Annotated in this window: 26 protein-coding genes; 10 read left to right on the top strand and 16 right to left on the bottom strand. The window is 64.0% G+C overall.

Annotation, left to right across the window (positions count from 1 at the left end; translation table 11 throughout):
• Nucleotides 1–12: 12 nt before the first annotated feature.
• The 6 genes from ACN6NG_RS26840 to ACN6NG_RS26815 all read right to left on the bottom strand — a co-directional run bounded on the left by ACN6NG_RS26840 (nucleotide 13) and on the right by ACN6NG_RS26815 (nucleotide 5,271).
• A complete protein-coding gene (locus ACN6NG_RS26840) occupies nucleotides 13–402 on the bottom strand; it encodes a DUF2946 domain-containing protein (protein ID WP_474317067.1) in 390 nt (129 codons plus the stop codon).
• Between the two features lie 221 nt (nucleotides 403–623).
• Nucleotides 624–1,478, bottom strand: a complete 855-nt coding sequence (locus tag ACN6NG_RS26835) for an SPFH domain-containing protein (protein WP_016501834.1) — start codon at nucleotides 1,476–1,478, stop codon at nucleotides 624–626.
• 26 nt (nucleotides 1,479–1,504) lie between these two features.
• Entirely contained in the window at nucleotides 1,505–1,942 is a 438-nt protein-coding gene (locus ACN6NG_RS26830; protein WP_474317064.1) for an NfeD family protein, read from the bottom strand.
• A gap of 242 nt (nucleotides 1,943–2,184) precedes the next feature.
• Nucleotides 2,185–2,976 carry a cobalt-precorrin-6A reductase gene (locus ACN6NG_RS26825; RefSeq protein WP_240979184.1) on the bottom strand — a complete coding sequence of 264 codons (792 nt, stop codon included), beginning with the start codon at nucleotides 2,974–2,976 and terminating at the stop codon, nucleotides 2,185–2,187.
• The gene (locus ACN6NG_RS26820) at nucleotides 2,973–4,067 is read right to left on the bottom strand and encodes a cobalt-precorrin-5B (C(1))-methyltransferase (protein WP_016501831.1); all 1,095 of its coding nucleotides are present in this window, start codon (nucleotides 4,065–4,067) and stop codon (nucleotides 2,973–2,975) included. Before ACN6NG_RS26820 ends, ACN6NG_RS26825 begins: the two co-directional genes overlap by 4 nt.
• Nucleotides 4,060–5,271, bottom strand: coding sequence for a bifunctional cobalt-precorrin-7 (C(5))-methyltransferase/cobalt-precorrin-6B (C(15))-methyltransferase (locus tag ACN6NG_RS26815; RefSeq protein WP_063422752.1), 1,212 nt, complete (start codon nucleotides 5,269–5,271; stop codon nucleotides 4,060–4,062). Before ACN6NG_RS26815 ends, ACN6NG_RS26820 begins: the two co-directional genes overlap by 8 nt.
• 243 nt (nucleotides 5,272–5,514) lie before the next feature.
• On the opposite strand from ACN6NG_RS26815, the gene cobG reads away from it, so the two are divergent.
• From cobG to ACN6NG_RS26780, 7 genes are all read left to right on the top strand, one after another.
• Nucleotides 5,515–6,846 (top strand): precorrin-3B synthase, encoded by a 1,332-nt coding sequence (gene cobG, locus ACN6NG_RS26810; protein ID WP_081237785.1) that lies wholly within the window; start codon nucleotides 5,515–5,517, stop codon nucleotides 6,844–6,846.
• Nucleotides 6,839–7,465, top strand: a complete 627-nt coding sequence (locus tag ACN6NG_RS26805; protein WP_016489386.1) for a precorrin-8X methylmutase — start codon at nucleotides 6,839–6,841, stop codon at nucleotides 7,463–7,465. Before cobG ends, ACN6NG_RS26805 begins: the two co-directional genes overlap by 8 nt.
• Nucleotides 7,465–8,196 carry a precorrin-2 C(20)-methyltransferase gene (locus ACN6NG_RS26800; RefSeq protein WP_063422754.1) on the top strand — a complete coding sequence of 244 codons (732 nt, stop codon included), beginning with the start codon at nucleotides 7,465–7,467 and terminating at the stop codon, nucleotides 8,194–8,196. Before ACN6NG_RS26805 ends, ACN6NG_RS26800 begins: the two co-directional genes overlap by 1 nt.
• Nucleotides 8,184–9,881: a precorrin-3B C(17)-methyltransferase gene (gene cobJ / locus ACN6NG_RS26795; RefSeq protein WP_474317059.1), complete on the top strand. Its 1,698-nt coding sequence runs from the start codon at nucleotides 8,184–8,186 to the stop codon at nucleotides 9,879–9,881. The genes ACN6NG_RS26800 and cobJ overlap by 13 nt, the downstream gene beginning before the upstream one ends.
• 93 nt (nucleotides 9,882–9,974) lie before the next feature.
• Complete coding sequence (locus ACN6NG_RS26790) at nucleotides 9,975–10,655, top strand: hypothetical protein (RefSeq protein WP_063422756.1); 681 nt, start codon at nucleotides 9,975–9,977, stop codon at nucleotides 10,653–10,655.
• A gap of 59 nt (nucleotides 10,656–10,714) precedes the next feature.
• A complete protein-coding gene (locus ACN6NG_RS26785) occupies nucleotides 10,715–11,404 on the top strand; it encodes a hypothetical protein (RefSeq protein ID WP_197864407.1) in 690 nt (229 codons plus the stop codon).
• Nucleotides 11,401–12,024 (top strand): hypothetical protein, encoded by a 624-nt coding sequence (locus tag ACN6NG_RS26780; RefSeq protein ID WP_474317056.1) that lies wholly within the window; start codon nucleotides 11,401–11,403, stop codon nucleotides 12,022–12,024. The genes ACN6NG_RS26785 and ACN6NG_RS26780 overlap by 4 nt, the downstream gene beginning before the upstream one ends.
• On the opposite strand, the gene ACN6NG_RS26775 is transcribed toward ACN6NG_RS26780, so the two are convergent.
• The 9 genes from ACN6NG_RS26775 to ACN6NG_RS26735 form a co-directional block, all read right to left on the bottom strand.
• Entirely contained in the window at nucleotides 12,021–12,617 is a 597-nt protein-coding gene (locus tag ACN6NG_RS26775; protein ID WP_016489380.1) for a MarC family protein, read from the bottom strand. The two genes, ACN6NG_RS26780 and ACN6NG_RS26775, sit on opposite strands and share 4 nt — an antisense overlap.
• A 174-nt stretch (nucleotides 12,618–12,791) precedes the next feature.
• Entirely contained in the window at nucleotides 12,792–15,563 is a 2,772-nt protein-coding gene (locus ACN6NG_RS26770) for a hybrid sensor histidine kinase/response regulator (RefSeq protein WP_063422759.1), read from the bottom strand.
• A 150-nt stretch (nucleotides 15,564–15,713) separates the two neighbouring features.
• Nucleotides 15,714–17,009: a phosphoribosylamine--glycine ligase gene (gene purD, locus ACN6NG_RS26765; protein WP_016501820.1), complete on the bottom strand. Its 1,296-nt coding sequence runs from the start codon at nucleotides 17,007–17,009 to the stop codon at nucleotides 15,714–15,716.
• A gap of 182 nt (nucleotides 17,010–17,191) precedes the next feature.
• A complete protein-coding gene (gene purH / locus ACN6NG_RS26760) occupies nucleotides 17,192–18,799 on the bottom strand; it encodes a bifunctional phosphoribosylaminoimidazolecarboxamide formyltransferase/IMP cyclohydrolase (protein WP_063422760.1) in 1,608 nt (535 codons plus the stop codon).
• Between the two features lie 81 nt (nucleotides 18,800–18,880).
• Nucleotides 18,881–19,201 (bottom strand): DNA-binding transcriptional regulator Fis, encoded by a 321-nt coding sequence (gene fis / locus ACN6NG_RS26755; protein ID WP_003249693.1) that lies wholly within the window; start codon nucleotides 19,199–19,201, stop codon nucleotides 18,881–18,883.
• Nucleotides 19,198–20,211, bottom strand: a complete 1,014-nt coding sequence (gene dusB / locus ACN6NG_RS26750) for a tRNA dihydrouridine synthase DusB (protein WP_016501818.1) — start codon at nucleotides 20,209–20,211, stop codon at nucleotides 19,198–19,200. Before dusB ends, fis begins: the two co-directional genes overlap by 4 nt.
• Before the next feature lie 256 nt (nucleotides 20,212–20,467).
• Nucleotides 20,468–21,826: a DUF3426 domain-containing protein gene (locus ACN6NG_RS26745; RefSeq protein WP_063422761.1), complete on the bottom strand. Its 1,359-nt coding sequence runs from the start codon at nucleotides 21,824–21,826 to the stop codon at nucleotides 20,468–20,470.
• 42 nt (nucleotides 21,827–21,868) lie between these two features.
• On the bottom strand, nucleotides 21,869–22,747 hold the full coding sequence (gene prmA / locus ACN6NG_RS26740; RefSeq protein WP_016501816.1) for a 50S ribosomal protein L11 methyltransferase: 879 nt from the start codon (nucleotides 22,745–22,747) through the stop codon (nucleotides 21,869–21,871).
• A 200-nt stretch (nucleotides 22,748–22,947) separates the two neighbouring features.
• Nucleotides 22,948–23,403: a MaoC family dehydratase gene (locus ACN6NG_RS26735; protein ID WP_063422762.1), complete on the bottom strand. Its 456-nt coding sequence runs from the start codon at nucleotides 23,401–23,403 to the stop codon at nucleotides 22,948–22,950.
• 143 nt (nucleotides 23,404–23,546) lie between these two features.
• On the opposite strand from ACN6NG_RS26735, the gene ACN6NG_RS26730 reads away from it, so the two are divergent.
• Genes ACN6NG_RS26730 through ACN6NG_RS26720 form a run of 3 tightly spaced genes read left to right on the top strand, consistent with a single transcriptional unit; the run spans nucleotide 23,547 to nucleotide 25,222 of the window.
• Nucleotides 23,547–23,909, top strand: a complete 363-nt coding sequence (locus tag ACN6NG_RS26730; RefSeq protein ID WP_016501814.1) for a CidA/LrgA family protein — start codon at nucleotides 23,547–23,549, stop codon at nucleotides 23,907–23,909.
• Entirely contained in the window at nucleotides 23,906–24,622 is a 717-nt protein-coding gene (locus ACN6NG_RS26725) for an LrgB family protein (RefSeq protein WP_016501813.1), read from the top strand. Before ACN6NG_RS26730 ends, ACN6NG_RS26725 begins: the two co-directional genes overlap by 4 nt.
• Before the next feature lie 9 nt (nucleotides 24,623–24,631).
• Nucleotides 24,632–25,222 (top strand): LON peptidase substrate-binding domain-containing protein, encoded by a 591-nt coding sequence (locus ACN6NG_RS26720; protein WP_016501812.1) that lies wholly within the window; start codon nucleotides 24,632–24,634, stop codon nucleotides 25,220–25,222.
• A 66-nt stretch (nucleotides 25,223–25,288) separates the two neighbouring features.
• Here the strand turns inward: ACN6NG_RS26720 and ACN6NG_RS26715 are convergent, their stop codons facing one another.
• The gene (locus ACN6NG_RS26715) at nucleotides 25,289–26,605 is read right to left on the bottom strand and encodes a bifunctional DedA family/phosphatase PAP2 family protein (protein WP_063422764.1); all 1,317 of its coding nucleotides are present in this window, start codon (nucleotides 26,603–26,605) and stop codon (nucleotides 25,289–25,291) included.
• Nucleotides 26,606–26,607: the final 2 nt, after the last annotated feature.

The following is a 26,607-nucleotide window of genomic DNA, read 5'->3' as shown; positions in this document are numbered from 1 at the left end:
AGCGAGATGAACTCAGGCCAGCGGAGAGGCACGGGGGTTTAACGCAGGCCAGAGCTGGCGCGGCGTGGGTTGGTAATCGGCGGGGGGCGGCAGCAGGCCGGCAAACAGTGTTGGCGGGTTGTGCAGCTGCGGCGGGTAGCCGGGCAGGGCCAGCAGTGGTGCAGCGCCCGAGCAGCACCAGCAATTCATCATGCTGGCGCTGTCGTCGCTTTGCGGGCCGAGGTCGATCTTGGCCAGGGCCTGGACGTCGACCTTGGCCTTGTTGGCCATGCTGGAACAGAAAGCCCCCCACAGCAGCTGCTCGCCCGGGCCCTTGGGCACGGCAGAGGCCAGCGGCATGGCCAGCAGGTTGAACAGCACTGCAAGGCAGGCTATCCAGGCGATGTGCCGACGTGGGGGCATGGAGAGATCCGGTCAGGAATCGTGGTGGCTATTGTAAGGCGGAGTATAGGTAAAAATGGCGGGGTGCGGTGAAGTGACGCAGGTGTCGGGTAATGGGGGCTGCTGCGCAGCCCATCGCGACACAAGGCCGCTCCCACAAGGACGGCGTACCGTTGGGCATTGTGCGGTCCCTGTAGGAGCGGCCTTGTGTCGCGATGGGGCGCAAAGCGCCCCCGACAATCTCAAGCCTTGTTACGGCCCATCAGGCCCCGGACGGTTTCCTGCAGATCCGCCGGCAGCACCACAACCTTGGCGTTGTTGCTGCTCGCCAGGTTCTCCATGGCCCCGACATAACGCTCACCCAGCAAATACATCGCCGGCACGGTCTCGTTGCCCACCGCTTCCTTGACCAGCGAAATCGCCCGCGCCGAGGCCTCGGCCAGGCTGATCTGTGCTTCGGCATCCAGCCTGGCCGCCTGCAGGCGTGCTTCCGCTTCCAGGATCGCGGCCTGCTTGGCACCTTCGGCGCGGGTTACATCGGCCTTGCGCTCACGCTCGGCCGCCGCCTGGCGCTCCATGGCCAGTTGCATGTTTTCCGAAGGCTTGATGTCCTGGATTTCCACCGAGCGCACGGTCACGCCCCAGTCTTCGGTCTGCTCCGACATCGCCTCGCGCAGGCGTGCCTTGATCTGCTCGCGGCTGGACAGCGCTTCGTCCAGGTCCATGGCACCGACGATGGCGCGCAGCGAAGTCATGGTCAGACTGGTGACGGCGAACGAGAAGTTCTGCACGCCATAGGAGGCTTTCTGCGGGTCGACCACCTTGGCGAAGCACAGGGCGTTGGCGACGATCACGGCGTTGTCCCGGGTGATGATTTCCTGCTGCTGCACATCGAGGATGATGTCCTTGGTCGGCAGGCGATAGGCGACCACATCCATGTACGGGATGAGGATGTTCAGGCCGGGCTTGAGCGTGCTGTGGTAGCGGCCCAGGCGCTCGACGATCCATTCCTCGCCCTGGGGCACGATACGTACCCCCTTGAACACGGTGATCAGGACGAACAGAGCGATGGCGGCGACGACGATGAGGCTGGTCATGATGCGAAATTCCTTTTAGTGCGGGTTCAGGCCCGGATGACGCGGGCAGTGTTGCCCTCAATGGCGGTAAGGCGTACCCGTTCGCCGGCTGCGATCTGGCTATCGGCGACGCAGGTCCATTCTTCGCTGCCAAGGATCGGCTTCTGGAAACGCACGCGGCCTTTCTGAAACTCCGAAACGCCAGCGGTCAGCAAGCCCACTTCGCCGATCACGCTGTCGGCGGTCCAGCGCACGTCTGGCTGCTTGCGCCGGCATACCTTGAACCACAGCGCGGTGGTGACAGACGACAGCAGTACCCACAGCAGCACCTGCATGTCCAGTTGCAGGCTGGGGGCGGCGAGCGAGATGAGCGAGACCAGCACGGCACCGATGCCGAACCAGAGGATGAAGAACGTCGGCATGACCAGTTCGAGCAGGATCAGCGCGATGCCGAAGACCAGCCAGATCCACCATTGCATTTCCATATGGGTGAAACCTTCCGGGGGAGGGGGCTAAAGCTTAATGCAGCGGGGTGCGCGAAGGCTATTCAGGTGAGACCGATTGGGCTGTAGGAGTGTTCTGAGATTGGCTGTGGGCTGATAGAGAAGAGGCTAACGGGTGTTTGTCGACAGGTATGCAGCGCTTATGAGATCGAGCGCCGCGCGGGCGGCGCTCGATCTTGAGGGCGCTAAATAACTTTCGTCGTACGAGCAGAAAGTGCAGCGACCTACAAATCTTCCCGCTTTTGCTCTTCCGGTTGATCGCGGGTGACCGTGAAGTCTGCGCAGGCGTCATCATCGAAGCGTTCCAATGCAGCCACCAGCAATTCCTGCGAATCGAAATCGCAATCCACGCTAGGTAATAGCGGACGCTTCAAAATGAGAACCGGAACCCCCCGTTCCCTAGCCACTTCCAGTTTCGGTTCTGTCGCCACGCTGCCGCTGTTTTTGCTGATCAGCACATCAATACCCCGCTCATCAAAAAGGCTGCGCTCATCTTCGATGTTGAATGGCCCGCGCGCGCCAATCACTTCGCAGCGCTCGTTGCCAGGGCACGCTTCCAGCGCACGCAGCGTCCAGAACTGCTCCGGTGGAATCTCGTCCAGGTGCTGCAGTGGCTCACGCCCCAGCGTAAACAGCGGCCTGCGGAACGGTTTGAGCGCGTCCATCAGCCCCGCCCAGTCCTCGACTTCGCGCCAGTCATCCCCCGCTTGCGCCTGCCAGGCCGGGCGGCGCAAGGCCCAGCACGGGATGCCAGCGTTGCGTGCGGCGCTGGCGGCATTGCGGCTGATCTGCGCGGCATAGGGATGGGTGGCATCGATCAGCAGGGTGATGCCCGCCTCGCGCAGGTAGTTGGCCAGGCCCTCGGCACCGCCAAAGCCCCCGACCCGCACCTGGCATTGCAGGCCCTGCGGCACGCGGCCGATACCGGCCAGGCTATAAACATGCTGTGGGCCGAGGTGGCGGGCGATGGCGAGGGCTTCAGTAACACCGCCCAGCAGCAGGATGCGCGTGGTCATTGCACACCTGCCTGGCCAACGATGCCGCCCTGGCGGTCGATGGCGAACACTTCCACTTGCACTTGCGCCGGGACGACGCTGCGGGCGAAGGCCAGGGCGTGAGCACACACTGCATCCCCCAAGGCGATACCGGCTGTATGCGCGAGGGCGAGCGCTTGCTGGCTGGTGTTGGCGCCGATGATGGCCGCTTGCAGCGTTTCGTCAGCGCCAATGTCTGCCGCCCAGCCGGCCAGTTGCGGCAGGTCGATGCTGGAATGGCGGCTGTGCAGGTCCATGTGCCCGGCGGCCAGTTTGCTGATCTTGCCGAAGCCACCACACAGGGTCAGGCGTGGCACCGGCACCTTGCGCAGGTGCTTGAGCACTGCGCCGACGAAATCGCCCATTTCGATCAGGGCGATTTCCGGCAGGCCGTAGACCCGTCGCATGGTGTCCTCACTGGCGTTGCCGGTGCAGGCGGCGATGTGCGTGTAGCCGTTGGTGTGGGCCACGTCGATGCCCTGATGGATCGAAGCAATGTAGGCCGCACAGGAGAACGGCCGCACGATGCCGCTGGTGCCGAGGATCGACAGCCCGCCGAGGATGCCCAGGCGCGGGTTCATGGTCTTGAGGGCGAGTTGGTCGCCGCCCTGCACATTGACCGTGACCTCGAAACCACCGAGGTAGCCGCACTCGTCGGCCAGGCGTTGCAGGTGTTCAGTGATCATGCGCCGTGGCACCGGGTTGATGGCCGGCTCACCTACCGCCAGCACCAGCCCCGGGCGGGTCACGGTGCCAACGCCGGCCCCGGCGACAAAGCGGATACCCGGTTCGCCCAGCAGGCGTACCTGGCTGTAGAGCAGGGCGCCGTGGGTCACGTCCGGGTCGTCGCCAGCATCCTTGAGGGTGCCCGCTTCGGCACGCTCGTCAATCAGGCGGCAGAATTCCAGGCGCATCTGCACCACCTTGCCCTTGGGCAGGGTAATGCTGACGGCGTCGCTGCTTTCGCCGTTCAGCAGCAAGCGAGCGGCTGCCAGGCTTGTGGCGGTGGCGCAGCTGCCGGTGGTCAGGCCGCTGCGCAGGGGCGCGGGCTGTTCGCGGGTTTCTTCACGCATCGACGGGTTTCACCACTTCCAGCAGGGTGATCGGCAGCGCCTGGCGCCAGGTGTCGAACGCGCCCAGGGGCTGGGCATGGGCGACATGGATGCGGGTCAGCTCACCACCGTGCTGCTCGCGGAAATGCGCCAAGGCCAGTTCGCTTTGCAAGGTCACTGCATTGGCCACCAGCCGCCCGCCAGGGCGCAGGTTGGCCCAGCACAGGTCCAGCACGCCTTCGCGGGTGACGCCGCCGCCGATGAAGATTGCATCGGGCTGCTCCAGGCCTTGCAGGGCTGCAGGTGCCTTGCCGCAGACCAGTTGCAGGCCGGGTACACCCAGCGCGTCCCGGTTGTGTTCGATGAAGCCTTGTCGGCCTTCGTCGGCCTCGATGGCCAGGGCGCGGCAGGCCGGGTGGGCGCGCATCCATTCGATGCCGATCGAGCCGCAGCCCGCGCCTACATCCCACAGCAGTTCGCCGGGCTGGGGCGCCAGGCGCGCCAGGGTGATGGCGCGGACATCGCGTTTGGTCAGCTGGCCGTCGTGCCGGAAGGCGCTGTCCGGCAGCCCGGCCAGCCGGTGCAGGCGTAGGGCATCGGGCGCGGCCAGGCACTCGATGGCCACCAGGTTGAGCGTGGCGATATTGGCGTGCGGCCAGTCCTGGGCGGTGCCGGCCAACTCGCGTTCTTCCTGGCCACCCAGGTGCTCGAAAACCCGCAGGCGGCTTGGCCCGAAGCCACGTTCGCGCAGCAGTGCAGCAATTGCCGCCGGGCTGTCGCCATCGTTGCTCAGCACCAGCAGGCGCATGCCGCTGTGCAGGTGGGTATTCAGCGCCGCCAGTGGCCGCGCCACCAGCGACACAACCTGCACCTCCTGTAACGGCCAGCCCAGGCGGGCAGCGGCCAGGGCGCAGGAGGAGGGCATCGACAGCACGCGCATTTCATCGGCGGGCACCTGCCGCGCCAGGCTGGCGCCGACGCCGAAGAACATCGGATCGCCGCTGGCCAGCACGCACACCGGCTCGCCGCGCAGGGCCAACACTGGGCCTAAGGAAAACGGGCTTGGCCAGCCCAGCCGCTCGCCGGGCACGCAGCGCGGCAGCAAGGCCAGCTGGCGCGGGCTGCCGAAGACCCGCGCAGCGCCCAGCAGCGCGCGCCGGGCCTGTTTGCCCAGGCCACTGAAGCCGTCTTCGCCGATGCCTACTACTGTCAGCCAGGGTGCCATGTATTTCATTCCGCCATTTTTGGGGCCGCTTCGCGCCCCTTCGCGGGCACGCCCGCTCCCACAGGTACAGCGCAGCCATTGAGGGTAGCGATGATCCTGTGGGAGCGGGCGTGCCCGCGAAGAGGGCGACACAGCCCTGGATTTCTCCTCAATCGATGAGGATGCTCGACCACCGGCTTTTCATGCCGCCGGACAAAGCAGGCATAATACCGCGCCTTCTACACTCAAGCGCATTTTCACAGATTGCCGGACACCCCTTTGACGCAGGCCCATGCCCCCAACGTTTCGCCCCGCCCCTCGGCCTGCCCGGGGTTGTGGCGCATTGTCAGTGCCCGTGATGGCGGTATCTGCCGCATCAAGCTGCCGGGTGGCCTGCTGCTGGCCGACCAGGCTGAAGCGGTGGCGACGGCAGCCGAGCGCTTCGCCGGCGGCGTGATCGAGGCCACCAACCGTGGCAACCTGCAGATTCGCGGCATTGGCAACGAGCATCGCGCCCTGGTGGAGACACTGCTCGCAGCCGGCCTGGGCCCGCGCGACGCGGCCGGTGACGATGTGCGCAACCTGATGCTCAGCCCGCTGGCCGGGCATGACCCGGCGATGCTGCTGGACGCACGGCCCTTGGCAGGTCAGATCCTCGACTTGTTGGAAGGCACCCCGCGCTTTCACCAGTTGTCGGCCAAGTTTGCCGTGCAGCTGGATGCCGGCGAACGCCTGGCCATGCTCCGACACCCCCACGACCTGTGGCTATCGGCCCTGCGTCTGGAGCAGCAGACCTGGCTGGCGTTCGGCCTGGCGGGCTGCCCGGCGGACGGCCAGGTGCTCGGCGCCGTGCCGCTGGCGCAGGGCCTGGCGCTGGTGCGTGCGGTGCTGGAGCGCTTTCTCGACCTGGCAACCCCGACGCAGTCGCGCATGCGGCAGTTGCTCGAGGTGTACTCGGCAACCGATTTCGTCGATGGGCTCGGCCTGGACATCCGCCGCGATGCCGCCGTGCTCGCCTGGCAACGCACACAGCACCGCGCCTCTTGGCTGGGCACGCTGCCGCAGGCAGATGGCGTTGCCCTTGGCGTAGCCCCGCCGCAAGGCCGCCTGACCCCGGCCATGCTGCGCGGCGCAGCGCGGGTTGCCCGTGAACGGGGCGATGGCAGCCTGCGCCTGAGCCCTTGGCAAAGCCTGGTGCTGACCAACCTGCAAGCCGACCACATCGAGCAAGCCCAAGCTGAACTGTCGGCCCTGGGCCTGCTGTGCCACGACCATGAACCCCTGGCGCGGATCAGCGCCTGCACCGGTGCCAGCGGCTGCGCCAAGGCGCTTGGCGAAACCAAGGCCGACGCCGTTGCCCTGGCCGCGCTGCTGGGCCCTGGCGTGCCCGCCAGCGTGCACCTGTCTGGCTGCCCCCGTTCCTGCGCCGTGGCCCATGTTGCCCCGGCCACCCTGCTGGCCCGCTCGCCGGGCCGATATGACCTCTATCTGCGTGACGCGCGCCAGCCGGGCTTCGGCGCCCTGCGCGCCACCGACCTTACCTTGAATGAAGCAGGCGCCATGCTCGACCTGCCGACGGAGCACCTTGATGATTGACTACATCCGCGATGGTCAGGAGATCTATCGCAATTCCTTCCGGATCATCCGTGAGGAAGCCCGACTCGAGCGGATCCCCGCAGACCTCGAAAAGCTCGCCGTACGCGTTATCCACGCCTGTGGCATGGTCGATGCCATCGATGGCCTGCAGTTCTCCGAAGGCGCCGGCCGGGCCGGGCGCGAGGCGCTGCTGAACGGCGCGCCAATCCTGTGCGATGCGCACATGGTCGCCGAAGGCATCACCCGCGCCCGCCTGCCAGCCGACAACAAAGTCATCTGCACCCTGCGCGACCCAAGCGTACCGGGCCTGGCCAAGGACGCCGGCAACACCCGTTCTGCCGTAGCCCTTGAGCTGTGGCGCCCGTACCTGGAAGGCAGTGTGGTGGTGATCGGCAATGCGCCCACCGCCCTGTTCTACCTGCTGGAGATGATTGACGCCGGTGCACCCAAGCCGGCGCTGATCCTCGGCTTCCCGGTCGGTTTCGTCGGTGCTGCCGAGTCCAAGGCGATGCTCGCCGCCGACAGCCGTGGCGTGCCGTTCGTGATCATGCAAGGCCGCCTGGGCGGCAGCGCGATGGCCGCCGCCGCGGTCAACGCCCTGGCCACGGAGGTGGAGTGATGGCGCCGCGTGGACGTCTGCTGGGCCTGGGCGTGGGCCCGGGCGACCCTGAACTGATCACCCTCAAGGCCCTGCGCCTGCTGCGCGAAGCGCCAGTGGTCGGCTATTTCGTGGCCAAGGGCAAGCGCGGCAATGCCTTCGGCATCATCGAGGCGCACCTGCAAGCGCAGCAGACGCTGTTGCCGCTGGTGTACCCGGTAACCACCGAAGCCCTGCCGGCGCCGCTGTCCTACGAGCAGGTGATCAGCGACTTCTACGACGAAGCCAGCGTGCAGGTGGCCGAGCACCTGGATGCCGGTCGCGACGTGGCGGTGATCTGCGAAGGTGACCCGTTCTTCTACGGGTCCTACATGTACCTGCACGACCGCCTGGCGCAGCGCTATGAAGCCGAAGTGATCCCCGGCGTGTGCTCGATGCTCGGTGGCGCCTCGGTGCTGGGTGCACCGCTGGTGTACCGCAACCAGAGCCTCTCGGTCTTGTCCGGCGTGTTGCCCGCCGAAGAGCTCAAGCGCCGCCTGGCCGATGCCGATGCAGCGGTGATCATGAAGCTTGGGCGCAACTTCCCTAAAGTACGCGCAGTACTGACCGAACTAGGCCTGCACGAGCGCGCGCTGTATGTGGAGCGGGCCACCATGGCCAACCAGAAGATCGTGCCGCTGGACCAGGTCGACCCACAGTCGTCGCCGTACTTCTCGCTGATCATCGTGCCGGGGGAAAAATGGCAGGGATGAGCATGCACAAGGCACCGGCAATCATCATTCTAGGCCCAGGCAGCCTGGCGACGGCGCAGCGTATCCAGCAATGTTATCCACAGGCCACGATCCATGGCCTGGAGGGGCGTGTCGAGGGTGCAGACCAATCGTACAGCTCGTTCGGCGATACCCTGCGCGGGTTGTACCAGCAGGACACGCCGATCATCGCCCTGTGCGCTGCGGGCATTGTCATCCGCAGCCTGGCCAGCCTGCTCAGCGAAAAGGGCCGCGAGCCGCCGGTTCTGGCCGTGGCCGAAGATGGCAGTGCGGTGGTGCCGCTGCTCGGTGGCCTGGGTGGCGTGAACGTGATGGCACGCGAAATCGCAGAGGCACTGGGCGTTGCTGCTGCGATCACCACCAGTGGCGAGCTGCGTTTCGGCACTTGCCTGCTGAACCCGCCGCAGGGTTATGCATTGGCGGACATTGAGCAAGGCAAGCGCTTTGTCTCTGATTTGCTGGCTGGCGAGGCGGTGCGCATCGAAGGTGATGCGCCGTGGTTGCAACAGGTGCAGTTGCCTGCCAGCGAAGCAGCCCGGCGCACCATCCATGTGGGGCATCAGGCCCGCCCGGCCAACCGCGACGAACTGCTGATCCACCCGCGCTCGGTGGTTGTAGGCGTTGCAGGTGGCAACCTGCACGGCATTCGTGCTGCGTTGCAGCAGGCCGGTATCGCCGAGCCATCTGTTGCCTGTGTGCTGGCGGACGAGCAAGCCATGGCCGACAGTGCCTTGCACGAGGCTGCGCGGGCTTTGGGTGTCGCCTTGCGCTTCGCTGCCAGGCCAGGCGATGTGGCCAGCATGGTGGCTGCAGCGTTGCCAGGCGCAGAGTTGATAGAACAGGCCGAGGTGGTCATCGCAGTGGCGCCTGCCCCGGTCGATGTGGCGCAGGTTGGCCGCCGCCGTGGTCGTCTGGCTGTTATCGGCCTGGGCCCCGGGGCCGCCGAACTGATGGTGCCGGCGGTCAAGGCCGAGCTGGCACGCGCCGAGGACATCCTCGGCTACGAAACCTACGTGCGCATGGCCGGGCCGTTCCGTGACGACCAGGTGCTGCACTGCACCGACAACCGTGAAGAGATGCAGCGCGCCCGGCATGCCTTCGAGCTGGCGGCACAAGGCCGTTCGGTGGTGGTGGTCTCGTCGGGCGACCCAGGCGTGTTCGCCATGGCCGCTGCAGTGCTCGAAGCGCTGCACGAATCCAGTGACCCGGCCTGGCAGCGCGTCGACCTCGAGATCCTGCCAGGGGTGTCGGCCTCGCTCGCTACCGCTGCGCAGGCGGGGGCACCGCTGGGGCACGACTTCTGCGTGATGTCGCTGTCGGACAACCTCAAGCCCTGGTCGATCATTGAAAAGCGCCTGGACCTGGCGGCCCAGGCTGACCTGGTACTGGCCTTCTACAACCCGATTTCCAAGTCCAGGCCGCACCAGCTCGGGGTGGCACTGGAGGTTGTGCGTCGTCACCGCGGGGGGAACACGCCTGTAGTCCTTGGGCGCGACATCGGTAGGCCGGGGCAGACGCTGAAGGTAGTCACCTTGGCCGAGCTGCTGCCGGAAATGGTCGATATGCGCACCATGGTGCTGGTCGGCTCCTCTACAACCTGTGTATTCCCTCGTCTGTCGGGCGGGGTGTGGGCCTACACCCCGCGTTGGTACCCCACCGCCGGCTAGTTGCGTCGGAAACCCTTCAGCGCGCTTCGTGGCAAGCGCGCTGGCTAAGGTGATTGCCCCTGGTTCAAGGGGCAACCATCAAGGAGTTTCCAGATGTCCGATGCAACACAAATCACCACCACCGATGCCGCCATCCTGGTAGAAGGCAACCTGCTTGCCTGCGGCGCGGGCATGTCTGCGCAAAGCCGTCACGATGTGAAAAATGCCTTCCACTTCGCCACATTGGTAGCCGACAAAGCCTTCAATGCCGAAAAGCAGAGCCGGGAGTGGTACGACAAATTCATCGATGTCATGCGTGACCTTGGCTTCACCATCCCACGCCGTACCTTCGACCTTGAAACTTCGGCGGAACTGTCCGTCACCGTTGGCGCCGTGGCCATCCGGGCGATAGGTGTGGTTGGCAATGCGATGCTGGGCGGCACCAAGCTGGGTGCAGTGGCAAAGATGGCCTTCGACAAACTGACCACTGTCGAAAACGACGCCAAGGTGATCGATCACAAGCGCAAGAACAAAGCCAGGGGCATGGTTGGCATGGCCGCCTGCATTGAAACCGAAAACAACGATGTGGTCATGGTAGTGAGCTGCATCCAGGCCTCTGCCCCAACACTGGACGACGACGTGCTGGGCATCCAGTGGAAGCTGGACAGGACCGAGTACTACGCCGGCACGGCAGTGCTCACCCTCAATAACTTTGTCTACGACAAAATCCGCGAAACCGTAGAAAACAAACTCGGCGTGCGCAGTGTCGAGAACGTGCTCGAGTACGACATCTGATGGCTCGGCGGCGTAGTCGCAACGCCGCCTTGTTCGGTTCTTTGTGACGAGGTAACACGATGGATAGAGCAGCTGAGCAACTGATGTTGATTGGCGGAACAGCATTGCTGTATTCGCCAGGCGCAGTCGAGGCACAACGCCAGGCCGCTTTCGATTCAGTCCTGTACGCACAGTTGGTAGCTAACAAGCACGCCGGTTCACGCGTTGACAATTACGAAAGCTGGTATGCCGCGTATCGGGAGGCCTACCGCCAACTGGGCTGGATCAAGCTGGCCAGTACCCATGACCTGAAACCGTTGGGGCGACCTGTGCGCAACGCGCATATACAGCCACTGGAAGCGTGGCTGAAGATGCGTTCGCTTCGCCATGAGGCCGTGCTGGCGGCGATAAAGACGGGCCTTGGCCAGTCTGCCGAAGGCTTCCGGCACTTGCTGAAGTTCTGCACGCATGATCAGGCGCAGTGCTCCACGCTGGTCATCGAGCTTGGCGTACTCAAGCCGGGCCCGGCGCTGGACTTGTGCAGCATCTCGCTGCAAATCGACAAGCCACTATCGCTAGTTTCGCTGGAGACATTTCTGGGCGAACAAGTACTTGAGGGCGAGGCCGAGTTCAACGGCGTTTCCCTGGCATTGGATGAAGGACGCTTCCAACGCCAGCGTGATGAATTGCAGGCCTTGATGAAAACCAAGGATGCACAGGCCGTTTACCGGTTCGACCCTTACGCACAACCTACAGGAGCAGCATCATGAGTGAAGCCACGTCTGCCGTGATCGGCGCTGGGATTGTTTCGTTCTTGCCGGGCATCGACGCCGCGCAGAAAAACAAGGTGAAACTGGCCTTGGCAATGGCCGAAAGAGCCACCGATACCGCTTACAAGGAGGGGCTGATTAAAGACTGGTTTGCTTATTACCGTAACCAGCTCAAATTCATGGGGTGGGATGCGGTAACGGCTGAGCAGATCCATTGGCCGGACAAGACGCGTACGCAACAGACGGATCACGTGCTGCAGACCCTGTCTAAAACTGCCGGGGACAGCTTTGCGTCGTCGGTCAAAGTGTCCATGCAAACGTTACTGACCAAGCCGTCGGTGCTGAAGGAACTTGAGAAAAAGGCATTCGAGATGCAGCACTTTCAAGTGTTGGCCTGTGCGCCGGCCGGTAATAACCGTGTCGACATGGTGATTTACCACGAAACGGACAAGCAGTCTGTTTTCAGTGCAGGGTTCATCAGCCGCAAGCGCAGTTACAAGAATGTGCGTGCGGAACTGGTCCGGTTCAATATTCTGGCCTTTGAGAACAGCGTATTGCCGAAAGTGCAGGAAAGCGTCGTCAAGGTATCCCTCGCGCGCATTCACGACGATGCCATCTAAGGCACCAGGTACCCTTTTATCCCGGTAAAGATGATCTGCGCCGCCAGGGCACAGACGAACAGCCCCATCAGACGGCTGACGATCTGCAGGCCCTGGTCGCCCAGGATCCGCTCGATACCGTGCGACAGGTAAAGCACCAGGCCGACAGTGAAGCTGGCCAGCGCGATACTGACGATGGCCAGCAGTTTGTCGTCCCAGTGCGGCTGGCTTACACCCATCACCAACAATGCACCGATGGTACCGGGGCCAACCGTCAGCGGAATGGTCAGTGGCACGATGGTCACATCCTGCTGCACGTTATCGGCCTGCACCGCCGGCTTGCCCTGGGCCATGCCCAATGCCGAGATGAACAGCACGCTGCCGGCACCGATGCGGAAGGCGTCGGCGGTGATGCCGAAAATGCCGAAGATCACCCGACCGAACAGGTACAGCAGCACGCTGGCGACCAGGGCTGCGAAGGCGACCTTCCAGGCCAGTTGCTTGCGCTCCTTGCTGGAGTGGCCGCGGGTCAGGCTGATGAAGCACGACAGCACGAAGAACGGGCTGTAGAGCACAAGCATTTTCAGGTAGACGCTGAACAACTCATGGAGCATGGGGTAGCCCCTTGCAGGGAAGTTGACGGGAAGTGTATCAGCAGCATTGTGGTTGTCTTCACTGGCCTCATCGCCGGCAAGCCAGCTCCCACAGGTACTGCACATGGCTTGAGAACGATGCGATCGAGGTGGGAGCTGGCTTGCCGGCGATGAGGCCAGTACAGGCACTACAGATCAGGAAGTATGCGCCGGGTCCACCTTGGCTTCCCGGTGATTGGCCCAGTACTGGATCAGCTCGCGCAACTGCGACAGCTCGACCGGCTTGGCCATGTGGCCGTCCATGCCCGCCAGACGGGCGCGTTCCTTGTGTTCTGTAAGAATGTGCGCGGTCAGTGCCACCACCGGGGTGCGTTGGCGCTGGTTGGCGGTTTCCCAGGCGCGCAGCTGCTGGGTGGCCGAGAAACCGTCCAGAATCGGCATTTCGCAGTCCATCAGCACCAGGTCATAGCGCTGGTTTTTCATCGCCTGCAGGGCCTCTTCGCCATTGCACGCGGTGTCGGGCTCAAGGTTCAGCTTGCCAAGCATGCCGCGTATCACCTTGGTGGAAATGCTGTTGTCTTCGGCAACCAGCACGCGGAAGTCGCCGGGCAGGTCCAGTGCCTGCGGGACACCGGGCAGGCTGGCCGGCACTGCCTGATCGCGGCCGCGTTGGGCCAGTTCTTCGGCCAGGGTGGTTTTCAGCGTGTAGCCGGCCACCGGCTTGGCAAGTATCCGTTTCACCCCGGCATTGCGTGCGATGACCTTGCTCGGCGCATTGCTGATGCCGGTGAGCATCACCACCAGGATGTCGTGGTTCAGGCTCGGGTCTTCCTTGATCTTGGCGGCCAGCTGCATGCCGGTCATGCCGGGCATGTTCTGGTCCAGCAGCACCGCGTCGAAGTAGTCGCGCAGGTGGGCCTTGGTGCGCAGAAGGGCCAGGGCTTCCTTGCCCGAGGGCACTGCGCTGACATTCATGCCCCAGGCGCTGCATTGTTGCACCAGCACCTTGCGGCAGGTGTCATTGTCGTCCACCACCAGCACGCGGGCATCGCGCAGCGGGCTGTCGAGGTCGGTCGGTGGCTGTTCCAGGCGAGAAGGGTCCAGCGGCAGGGTCAGCCACAGGGTGTTGCCCATGCCGGTGCTGCTCTTGATGCCGAACTCGCCCTGCATCAGGCCGATCAGCTGCTTGGCGATGACCAGCCCCAGGTGGCCGCCCAGCTTGTTGCTGGACAGGAAGTGGTGGCTGTGCAACTCGGCCTGCAACAAGGCTTCACGGTCTGCGGCGGCCAACGGCTCGCCGCTGTCCTGCACGGCGATGCGCAGGCGCGGTAGCTCACCCCGTTGGTCCAGTGCCACGACCAGCAGGATCTCGCCCTGGTCGGTGTTTTTCAGGGCGTTTTCCAGCAGGCTCGACAAGGCTTGGCGCAGGCGTGTCGGGTCGCCGCTGATCACCCGCGGTACTTGCGGCTGGGTAAAGCTGATCAGCTCGATGTTCTGCTGTTCGGCCTTGGCGCGGAAGATGTTCAGGCAGTCCTCGATCAGCGCGTTGAGGTCGAACTGCACGTCATCCAGTTCGATCTGCCGGGATTCGAGCTTGGAAATGTCGAGAATCTCGTTGATCAGCGTCAGCAGCTCGTTGCCGGCGCTGTGGATGGTCTGCACGTAGTCACGTTGTTTGACGGACAGCGGTGTGCCCAGCAGCAGCTCGGTCATACCCAGCACGCCGTTCATGGGGGTGCGGATTTCGTGGCTGATCTTGGCCAGGAACTCGGCCTTGGCGTTTATTTCGGCATCGCTGGCGGCCAGGGCGCGGCTGGCGCTGAAGCGCTCCTCGCTCATGCGGCGCAGGCGCTCGCTGACTGCCAGGTTGAGCAGCAGGCCGCTGGCAACGGCCAGCCCCAGCAGCACGCACAGCAGCCAGGGCGTCGAGGTGCGGGTCAGGCCCAGCAGTGCGGGCAGCAGCACCAGGCCGCCCAGGTTGAACACCACCATGGCCAGGCTGAACAGGCGCCCAGGCGCGTAACCCCGGTACCAGTGGTAGCTGCTGACCAGCAGCATGCTCACGCTGCCCAAGGCCATCAGGGCGTAGGTCATAAGGTTGAGGGGCAGGGTGTCGACAAACAACAGCACCAGCCCGCTGACCCCCACCACCAGCATTTCGCCCTGCAGCAGGCGGTTAAGCCGGGGTGAGTTGCACGGGTTGAAGAAGTGTTGGGTGAAATACAGCCCCGCCAGGCCGGCCAGTACCAGTGTCAGGTAGGCGGCCGGGGTTTGTGCGTTGTGCCAGACGTGCCACCAGGGGCCGCTGAGGTTCAGCAGGATCAGGCCGCTGAGCAGCATCAGGCCGTGGTACAACGCCAGGATCAGGGTGGTGGTCGAGCGGCTGTAGAGGAAGCGGATCAGGTTGTGCAGGATCAACATGACCAGGCCGCCGAACAGCATGCCGAACAGCAGTGGCTGGCTCTGGTCCGAGGCGGCTACGGCCGCAGGTTCCAGGCTGATGGCTGGGCGCAACTGGTGCTCGGAGACCAGGCGCAGGTAGATATCCAGCGGTTGCTTGCTGTTGGGCAGGGGCAGTACATGGTCGCTGCCACGCAGGGTCGGGCTGGCATTGCCGGCCTGGCGCCCGTGGTGCAGCTGACGCAGAAGTTGGTCGCCTTCGAGGGCGTAGAGATCAAGGCCAGACAGGTCCGGGGCAAATACCCGTAGCAGTTGCTCCTGGTCGCCTGGTTCCAGGCGGTAGTGCAGCCACAAGGCCTGTTCCGGCGGGGCGGCATCCAGCTCGGTAAGCACCAGCGGGCTGAACTGGTTGCGGTAGCGCTCCGAGCGTACATCGCTCAGTTGCAGGTTGGCCTGTTCGTCGAGCAAAACGGTCCAGCCTGCGTCATGTTCGGCTGCAGCCGGGAACATGCAGAGCAAGGTCAACAAGGTGACGATCAGAGCTGAGGCAATCCGAAGCCGACGCACTACGAAATCCCTTCTTAGCCGATGTGCCGGGTACTAACTATGCGCGGCGCGCCAAGTCGAAAGCAAGGCCCGTGCCGGGCCTTGTCGACGAGCCGGATGCCGTGCGCCGGGCGGTTGACAGCCCTGGGCGGCACGGCGCTCCGGTAGTGCTTACTGCTGGTGCTCACCGCGCTCGCGGGCGATGGCCCGGTAGCCGATGTCAGTGCGGTAGAAGCTGCCGTTCCAGCTTACTTCCCTGGCCAGGCGGTAAGCCTGCTGCTGCGCATCGGCAACCGTGCTGCCCATTGCCGTGGCGCACAGCACGCGCCCGCCGTTGGTGGCCACTTGGCCGTCCTTGAGCGAAGTACCGGCATGGAATACCTTGCCTTCGATCTTGGCTGCTGCGTCCAGGCCGCTGATCACGTCGCCCTTGGCGTAGTCGCCCGGGTAACCGCCAGCCGCCAGCACAACGCCCAGGCTCGGGCGTGGGTCCCACTGGGCTTCGACCTTGTCCAGCGCCTTGGCGAAGGCGGCTTCGATCAGCAGCACCAGGCTCGACTCCAGGCGCAGCATGACTGGCTGGGTCTCTGGGTCGCCGAAGCGGCAGTTGAACTCGATGACCTTGGGGTTGCCTGCCTTGTCGATCATCAGGCCAGCATAGAGGAAGCCGGTGTAGACGTTGCCTTCCTCGGCCATGCCGCGCACGGTTGGCCAGATTACCTGGTCCATCACGCGCTGGTGCACGTCGGCGGTAACGACCGGGGCAGGGGAGTAGGCACCCATGCCGCCCGTGTTCGGGCCGGTGTCCTGGTCGCCGACGCGCTTGTGGTCCTGGCTGGTGGCCATGGGCAGCACGTTGTGGCCGTCGACCATGACGATGAAGCTGGCTTCTTCGCCGTCGAGGAACTCTTCGATCACCACACGCGAACCGGCTTCACCGAAGGCGTTGCCGGCCAGCATGTCACGCACGGCGGCTTCGGCTTCTTCGAGGGTCATGGCGACGATCACGCCTTTGCCCGCAGCCAGGCCGTCGGCCTTGATCACGATCGGCGCACCTTTTTCCTGCAGGTAGGCCAGCGCCGGCTCGATTTCGGTGAAGTTCTGGTAGTCGGCGGTCGGGATCTTGTGACGCGCCAGGAAGTCCTTGGTGAAGGCCTTGGAGCCTTCCAGCTGGGCCGCACCCTTGGTTGGGCCGAAGCAGTCCAGGCCACGGCTGCGGAACAGGTCGACCACACCGATGACCAGCGGTGCTTCCGGGCCGACGATGGTCAGGTCGACGTTCTTCTCGGCGAAGTCGGCCAGTTGTTCCAGGGCGCACACGTCGATGGCGACGTTCTCGCACTTGGCTTCAATGGCGGTGCCGGCGTTGCCAGGGGCGACGAAGACTTTTTCGACGCGTGGGTCCTGGGCAACTTTCCAGGCCAGGGCGTGCTCACGACCGCCGCTGCCGATGATCAAAACTTTCATGTCAAAACCTCGAATTCTTTCGGGCGCAAGGCGAAGCCTCACGCTGTACGAGGTCGCAATGAAGCAGGTAGATGCAAGGCGGGGCCGGTTCCGATGAGCGGAGTTGCCTTCTGGCAATGAGCATCAGCGGAACCGGCCCCAACGCAGCAGATGCCTGCTTCAGTGCGGCCGATTGCCGTAAATCAGTGGCGGAAGTGGCGCATACCGGTGAATACCATCGCGATGCCGGCTTCGTCAGCGGCGGCAATCACCTCGGCATCACGCATCGAGCCACCCGGCTGGATCACGGCGCTGATACCCACTTTAGCCGCATTGTCGATGCCATCACGGAACGGGAAGAACGCATCCGATGCCATGACTGCGCCTTGCACTTGCAGGCCAGCATGCTCGGCCTTGATTGCAGCAATGCGGGCGGAGTTGACGCGGCTCATCTGGCCAGCGCCGACGCCGATGGTCTGGCGCTGCTTGGCGTAGACAATGGCGTTGGACTTGACGAACTTGGCCACTTTCCAGGCAAACACCAGGTCGTGGACTTCTTGCTCGGTCGGAGCACGCTTGGTGACGATCTTCAGGTCGTCTGCGGTGATCATGCCGATATCGCGGCTTTGCACCAGCAGGCCACCGTTGACGCGCTTGAAGTCCCAACCGGCAGCGCGCTCAGCTGGCCACTCGCCGCACTCCAGCAGGCGCACGTTCTGCTTGGCAGCTACCACGTCGCGGGCAGCCTGGGAAATTTTCGGGGCGATGATCACTTCGACGAACTGGCGCTCGACGATGGCCTTGGCGGTTTCGCCGTCCAGTTCGCGGTTGAAGGCAATGATGCCGCCGAAGGCCGACTCGGTGTCGGTGGCGTAGGCCAGGTCGTAGGCCTTGCGGATGCCGCCTTCGTCTTCAGGCACAACGGCCACGCCGCACGGGTTGGCGTGCTTGACGATGACACAGGCGGGCTTGACGAAGCTCTTCACGCACTCCAGCGCGGCGTCGGTGTCGGCCACGTTGTTGAAAGACAGTTCCTTGCCCTGCAGCTGGGTGGCGGTGGAAATGCTGGCTTCGCCTTTTTTGGCTTCTACGTAGAACGCCGCGCTCTGGTGCGGGTTCTCGCCGTAGCGCATTTCCTGGGCCTTGACGAACTGGCTGTTGAAGGTGCGCGGGAATTCGCTGCGTGCGGCAGTCGAAAGGGTGTCCTTGGCCTGGTCGATGGTGCCCATGTAGTTGGCGATCATGCCGTCGTAGGCGGCAGTGTGCTCGAACGCCTTGAGCATCAGGTCGAAGCGCTGGGCGTAGGTCAGGCCGCCGGCCTTGAGGCCTTCGACGATGCCGGCGTAGTCACTGGCGTTGACCACGATAGCAACATCTTTGTGGTTCTTGGCTGCCGAACGGACCATGGTCGGGCCGCCGATGTCGATGTTCTCGATGGCGGTCGGCAGGTCACAGCCAGGCTTGGAAATGGTGGCTTCGAACGGGTACAGGTTGACCGCAACCAGGTCGATCGGCTTGATGCCGTGCTCGTTCATGATGGCGTCATCGGTGCCGCGACGGCCGAGGATGCCACCGTGGATTTTCGGGTGCAGGGTCTTGACCCGGCCATCCATCATTTCGGCGAAGCCGGTGTAGTCGGCCACTTCCACCGCGTTCACGCCGTTGTCCTTGAGCAGCTTGTAGGTGCCGCCGGTGGACAGGATCTCGACACCGAGCTGCTGCAGCTCACGGGCGAATTCGAGGATACCGGTCTTGTCGGAGACGCTGATCAGGGCGCGGCGGACTGGCAGGCGGGTAGTCTGGTCGGTCATTTCGGGTTCCAATAACGCGGTGGAGTCTGCAAAAAAGGCGCCTCTGTTCAGGGAGCCGCCTTTTCTGGTTGGGATTCTGTCTTACAGCAAGTCGTACTGCTTGAGCTTCTTGCGCAGGGTGCCTCGGTTCAGCCCGAGCATCTCGCTGGCCTTGGTCTGGTTGCCCTTCACGTAGTTCATCACGCTTTCGAGCAGGGGCGCCTCCACTTCGGAGAGCACCAGGTTGTACACGTCCGTCACGGTCGCGCCTTCCAGGTGGGCGAAGTAGTTGTGCAGCGCCTTCTCGACGCTGTCGCGAAGGGTCTGGCCCTCTTCGCTCGGCGTGTTGAGGTGCTGTTTCAGGTTGGCGTTGTCGCTCACGGGCGTTGTTCCACTCACAAAATTCTCGGTCATCATCGTCATGCGGCCACCCCTTGTCCGTCCTCTGTCTCAAGGCTCTGTCGACGCTCGCTGAAAAACGCACGAACGTTGGCGCACTGCGCTTGTGTGTCTTCCAAAGCGTTGAACCGGGAGCGAAACTCCTTGCCGCCGGGTCGTGTTGCCAGGTACCAGCCAACGTGCTTGCGGGCGATACGTACGCCCATCACATCGCCATAAAAGGCATGCAACGCGGCCAGGTGCTCCAGCAGGATGCGTTCCACTTCGTCCAGTTGCGGCGCTGGCAGGTATTCGCCAGTGCGCAGGTAATGCTCGATCTCGCGAAAGATCCATGGCCGCCCCTGGGCAGCCCGGCCGATCAACAGGCCGTCGACCCCGGTGGCATCCAGCACCGCCCGGGCCTTTTCTGGCGAAGTGATATCGCCATTGGCAAAGACCGGGATAGACACCGCTTGCTTGATGGCCGCGATGGTGTCGTATTCGGCTTCGCCGGTGTACAGGTCGGCGCGTGTGCGGCCATGCACCGCCAGCGCCTGGATGCCGGCCTGTTCGGCGATCTTCGCCACGTTCAGGCCGTTCTTGTTTGCCCGGTCCCAACCGGTGCGGATCTTCAGGGTTACCGGGACGTCCACAGCGCCGACCACGGCGTGGAGGATCTCGCTGACCAAGGCTTCATCTCTCAATAAAGCAGAGCCTGCAGCTTTGTTGCAGACTTTTTTAGCCGGGCAGCCCATGTTGATGTCGATGATCTGGGCACCCGCTTCGACATTGGCCTTTGCTGCCGCAGCCATCATCTGCGCATCACCACCGGCGATCTGCACCGAGCGTGGCTCGGGATCACCTTCATGGATGCGGCGCAGGCTCGACTTGCGGCTGTTCCACAGGCTCATATCGCTGGAGACCATTTCCGAGACCACCATGCCCGCACCCAGGCGCTTGCAAAGTGTACGGAAAGGCTGGTCCGTGACCCCGGCCATGGGCGCGAGGATCAGGTTGTTGCGTAGTGTGTATGGGCCGATGCGTACCGCCGACATAGGTGATCCCTGTTGTGGGGCCGAATCTTGGAGTTCGAAAAAGGGTGGGCATGATACCCGCTCTCGGTGACCGGATAAAGATGGATTTGGATAAAATCTGAACAGTTGTCGGCTTATGACTTTTGGTATGAGCCAAGACCCGGGTGTCGCGCGGACCCCTGTGGGAGCGGGCGCGCCCGCGAAGCAGACGCCGCGGTGCATGGCACGGGCTTTGCCCGGGTTCGCGGGCATGCCCGCTTCCACAGGGTTGTGCTGACTATTCCGGCGAGCGGAAGCTGAGGCTGTAGTTCACGGCCTTTGGCCCCGGGTCGAGGATGTCCAGGGCGATATGGATCGGCGTCTGGCTTGGCATGTCGCCACGCCCGGCCAACTCGCCGGACAGGTACTCGCTGGGCTTGAAGCGCCGGCTGGCGATCAGCTGGCCATTGAGGTCGGCAAAACGCAGTTCCAGCAGCGGGAACGGTTGGGCGAACGGTGCACGGTTGTAGATGATCGCATCGACGATCAGTGCGCCCTTGAAGTCCGGGTGGCTGCGCACCACCAGGTTGCTGCTCTTGATTCTTGCGATATCGACGCGGGTCGGCACCTGGCACCCGACGATCGGGCAAATTTGCTGGAAGATCGGCCGGTACTGGTCCTGGCGGGCCATTTCGTCGAAGTGGAACCACACATACTGGAACGCCAGCAGGCCAGCGGCCAGCAGGGCCAGGAAGCCCCACAGCAGGCGCTTGCCCCAGTTGGGCGCGGGTTTTTCCCAGCCCAGTTGCAGCGGGTCGTCGACTACATCGACCAGCGGCTCCTTGCGCGCCTGGCGCTCGGGCTTGCTGGCAAGGCCTGGCTCCAGGCGTTCACCCGGCAGCGGCTCGACAGGGTCGTCGTCGCGCGCCGACAGGTGTAGCGCCAGCGGTTCATCGTCGCGGGCGCTCAGGCCTTTTTCCGGGATTTCGTCATCGTGGGTGCGCAGCGGTTCGCTGAAGGCGGGCTGGTCGTCGATTTCAGCTGCGCGGTGTACGGGCGGCTCGTCATCGATGTCCAGGTCAAGGTTACGGCCCAGGGTCGGCTCGGTGCGCTCGCCGGGTACGGGCTCCAGGTCCAGCTCCAGCGGCTGCGGCTCCAGCAACACAGGTGCGGGCTCTGCCGGCGTTTGCGGCTCGAAGGGCTCATCGGTGGCGTTGCCGAACAGGTCGTCCGCATGCTCGTCCGGGTGCAGTTCGTCACGCCGCGCTTGCAGCCCGCCATCCAGGTTGGCGGGGCGTGCCGGGGCCGGCTGGCCGCGCCGCTCCAGGCGTGCCAGTTCCTGGTCGAGGTCGAGTGCGTCCAGCGCCTGGGCGGTCAGGGCCCAGTCCTCGTCAGGCGTGATGCTGCGCTCGCGGGTGACAGGCTCGGGGGTAACCGGCGGCTCGACCACTGGCTCGGCAGTTGCCGCTGGCACAGGCGCCGGTACCGGCACCTCAGGTGCGCTTGCGCGGTTCTGTTCCAGCAGTTGCTTGGCGGCATTGAACACCTGCAGGCAATGGCCGCAGCGAACCACGCCGCGGGCCACGCTCAACTGGTGGTGGGTGACGCGAAAGCTGGTCTGGCAATGCGGGCACTGGGTGACGAAACTGTCGGTCATGCGGCAATCCGGGAGCTGTGCAGAGAGATATTCTAGGCCCGCTTAGCGGCGACGACCACTGATGCGCACCCAGCCGTCGCGGACGACGATCGGGTCCAGCTCGAAGTCGGCGGCGTAGGCCGCGGCCACCTCCTCGCCCTGTTCGGCCAGAATGCCGGACAGGGCCAGCAGGCCGCCAGGGCGGACCAGGCCGGACAACTGCGGCGCCAGCGACACCAGCGGGCCAGCGAGGATGTTGGCGACCAGCACGTCTGCCTGCATGGCCGGCATGTGCTCGGGCAGGTACAGGGCCAGCTTTTCATCGGCGATGCCGTTGCGTTGGGCATTGTCGCGCGAAGCCTCGATGGCCTGCACGTCGATGTCGGTACCGACTGCTTCACGGGCGCCCAGCAGCAGCGAGGCGATGGCCAGGATGCCGGAGCCGCAGCCGAAGTCCAGCACCTGGGTGCCTTCGAGTTGCTGGCCGTCGAGCCATTCCAGGCACAGGGCCGTGGTGGGGTGGGTGCCGGTGCCGAAGGCCAGGCCCGGGTCCAGCAGCAGGTTGACGGCGCCTTTTTCCGGTGCCTCGTGCCAGCTTGGCACGATCCACAGGCGGCGGCCGAAACGCATGGGCTGGAAGTTGTCCATCCAGCTGCGCTCCCAGTCCTGGTCCTCGATCACTTCAGCCTGGTGCTGTGGCAGCTCGGCGCCGGTCAGCAGGCGCAGGTGGGCAAACACCTGCTCGGGCTCGGCATCGGCCTCGAACAGGGCCAGCAGGTGGGTGTGCGACCACAGCGGGGTGGTGTTGAGGTCAGGCTCGAAGATCGGCTGATCTTCGGCGTCCATGAACGTGACCGAGACGGCGCCTACTTCGAGCAGGGCATCTTCGTAGGTTTCGGCTTGTTCCGGGCTGATGGCCAGGCGTACTTGCAGCCAGGGCATGGCGGGCACCTTTGGTAAATCGACAGGGGCAGCCCTAGGCTGCGCGGAGGCTGGCAGTCTACGCGAGTGCGGAAGATTTGTGGATCGGGGGCTGCTGTGCAACCCATTCGCAGCACAAGGCTGCTCCTACAGGAGATCGCATACCCCTGTAGGAGCAGCCTTGTGCTGCGAATGGGGCGCATAGCGCCCCCGGGGATAAATCAGACGAAACAGAGCGAGAGCGACTCAGCTATATAAGCAGGTTTGTCTTCACCCTCGATTTCCAGCGTGGCAATCGCCTTGAGCAACCACTGCCCCGGCTTTTTCTCCACCACTTCGGCCAGGTCCACTTTAAGCCGAACCTGGCTGTTGACCTTGACCGGCTGAATGAACCGTACGCTGTCCAGCCCATAGTTCACCACCATCTTCAGCCCTTCTGGCAGGACCAGAATGTCCTCGATCAGCTTGGGGATCAGTGACAATGTCAGGAAGCCGTGGGCAATGGTGCCGCCAAACGGGGTTTTGGCCGCCTTTTCAGGGTCGACATGGATGAACTGGAAATCGCCCGTCGCCTCGGCGAACAGGTTGATGCGCTGCTGGTCGATTTTCAGCCAGGCGGAGCGGCCCAGTTCCTTACCAACATATTGCGAAAGCTCTGTAACCGGTACATAGGGCATCGCGGACTCTCCAGGTTGTCAGTTGGTACGAAAGTGCAAGATCGGCACGGCGAACCGTTTCAGTCAAGTTGTCTGCTTTTCGGCGAATATCGGTCTATAGCTGCGCGTGCTTATAATGGCGGCCATGCCCGAGGGAGATGCTTATGCTGTTGCGTGGTTTGACCTGGCTGGTGCTGTTCCAGCTGCTGGGAACGGCGATCAATCACCTGTTGGTGCCGTTTCTGCCGGGGCCGATCATTGGCCTGGTGTTGCTGTTGTTCTTCCTTATGGCCCGTGGTGAGGTGGGCAAGCCGCTGAACGAGGCGGCCAGCAGCCTGCTGCGCTACCTGCCGCTATTGCTGGTGCCGCCGGCAGTGGGGGTGATGGTATACGCCAAGGACATTGCTGCTGACTTCTGGGCGATTGCCGGCGCCCTGCTGATTTCCTGCCTGGTGACGCTGGTGTTTGTTGGTGTGCTGATGCAAAAGCTCATGCATCGCCAGGGCAAGCGCGAGGAGCAGCCATGATGCTCGATTGGCAAGGCGCGCTGAATGCCGTGGTGCACCATCCTTTGTTCGGTATCGGTATCACGCTCGGTGCCTACCAGGTGGTGCTGGCGGCCTACGAGAAAACCCGCTGGATCTTCCTGCAGCCGGTATTGGTGTCGATGTTGCTGGTAATCGGCGTGTTGCTGCTGTGCGGCATCGAATACAGCGAGTACCGCAAGAGCACCGAAATCATGAACATCCTGCTGGGCCCCGCCACCGTGGCGCTGGCCGTGCCGCTCTATCTCAACCTGCGGCGTATCCGGCAGCTGTTCTGGCCCACATTTACTACGCTGGTAATCGGGGGGCTGTTCGCCACGCTCTGCTGCCTGTTGCTAGGCTGGTGGTTCGGTGCCGAGCACATGATCCTGATGACCATGGCACCCAAGTCGGTGACCTCGCCAATCGCCATGCTGGTGGCAGAGCAGATTGGCGGTGTGGCGGCGCTGGCGGCAGTGTTCGTACTGATCACCGGGGTGATCGGCGCGATCTTCGGCCCGGCGCTGCTGAGCCGCTTCGGCGTGCACAGCCCTGAGGCGCGCGGCATGTCGTTGGGTGTGACCGCGCATGCGGTGGGTACTTCGGTCGCCCTGCAGGAAGGTGACGAATGCGGCGCTTTTGCCGCGCTGGCGATGAGCTTGATGGGGGTAGCCACGGCAGTGTTCCTGCCGTTGGCGGTCAGCCTGGTGGCTTGAGGAGTTGTGATGACACTACCGCTGTTTCCGCTCAATACCGTGCTGTTCCCGGGCTGCTTTCTCGATTTGCAGATTTTCGAGGCGCGTTACCTGGACATGATCGGGCGCTGCATGAAGCAGGGCGAAGGCTTTGGGGTGGTCTGCATCCTGGAGGGCGAGCAGGTTGGCAAGGCGCCACCGATGGTCGCGTCGATCGGCTGTGAAGCAGTGATCCGCGACTTTGTGCAGCAGGACAACGGTTTGCTGGGGATCCGCGTCGAGGGCGTACGGCGCTTCAACCTGGAAAGCACCGAAGTGCAGAAGGACCAGTTGCTGGTGGGGCAGGTGCAATGGCTACCGGAGCAGGCGGACAGCCCGTTGCTCGAGGCCGATGACGACCTGCTGGCGCTGCTGGTGGCGCTGGGCGAGCACCCGATGGTCGAGGCGCTGGACATGCCGCGCCCGGTGGACGGGCGCCAGGCGCTGGCCAATCAACTGGCGTACCTGCTGCCGTTCATGGAAGAAGACAAGCTGGACCTGCTGACCCTCGACTCGCCGCAGCAGCGATTGGGGGAAATTCAGAAATTGCTGGAGCGGATCCAGGGCGAGCTGTTTGCCTGACACTGATGTGTTGTCTGTGCAGGCCCTTTCGCGGGTGTACCCGCGAAAGGGCCAGCACAGGCGATATCAATATTGGTATCTGAGCAAAGCCTGCGGCAGCGCATGCATGGCAAAGAACGCCAGCAGCGCGATACATGCCGGCAACACCAGCCACCACACCCGCAGCGGCAGGGCCGGCAGTGTTTGCTGGCGCTGCACCACTGCCAGGCTAAGCGCACACACGCAGCACGCCAGCAGCGCCCCAGCCAGGATATCGGTCGGCCAGTGCGCCCCCAGGTACACCCGTGACAGGGCAATCGCCAGCGCCGGAATACAACCCAGCATCACCCAGGTCAGGCGCATCCGTGGCGGCTGGCCGCGCCCTGCCAGTACCGCCATCACCAGAAAGAACGCAAACGACGCCGAGCTGTGGCCGCTGGGCATGCTGTAGCTGGTCAGTGGGTCGGTCAGCACTTCCGGCCTTGCGCGGGCGAACAGCCATTTCAGCGTACCGTTGGCGATTGCCGTGCCCATCAGCGCGCCAGCGGCAAAAAAGGCGTGCCGCCATTGCCGGGCAAGCAGCAGCAGGCCGGTCAGCAGGCCGCCAAGAAACAGTTGCGTGCGGAAATCGCCCAGCCGGGTCACCAGTACCACGGCGCCATCGATGGCCTGGCTGCGATGCTCCTGCACCAGTGTCATCACGCCTTGGTCGAACTCGTGCAGGTAAGGCCAGCCAAGGAATACCCCGGCCAAGGCAGCGAAGCTCATACCGGCGATCAGTCGCGTGCCATGGCGCTGGTCACGAATGCTGGTGGTCAGGCTAAGGCCGATGATGACTGCCAAGGTGCCGGCGATGATGCCAGCATCCAGCCAGAAGCCTTCCGGTAGCGGCAGGCGCATGGCCGCGCCGGTGGCCCAGCCTGGCAGCAGGTAGGCCACCGACCAGCCGGCGCCGGCCACCAGGCTGACGGCGATGAAGCGTGGCAGGGGCATGTCGAACATGCCGGCGACCATTGGCAGCATGGGCCGCAGCGGCCCGATGAAGCGCCCCACCAGCAGGCTGGCGATGCCGTAGCGCTGGAAGTAGGTTTCGGCGCTGCCGATCCACTCAGGGTGATGGCGCAGCAATGGCAGGCGGCGAATGTTCTGGTGGAAGTACTTGCCCAACGTGTACGACACCGCGTCGCCCAGCAAACCGCCGAGAAACCCCAGTAGTAATGTTTCGCCCAGGCTGAAGGCGCCACTGCCGGCCAGTACCGCGACGGCGAACAGCAGCACGGTGCCAGGTACGATGATGCCGGCAATGGCCAGGCACTCGATGCAGGCCACCAGGAAAATCGCCAGGCCAAGCCACTGCGGGTTGGCGCTGAGCCAGCCGGTCAGGCTGTCGAGCCATTGGCCCATGT

This window comes from Pseudomonas sp. TSO6 (assembly GCF_056098905.1).
This window is presented reverse-complemented; position numbering and strand designations above follow the sequence as displayed.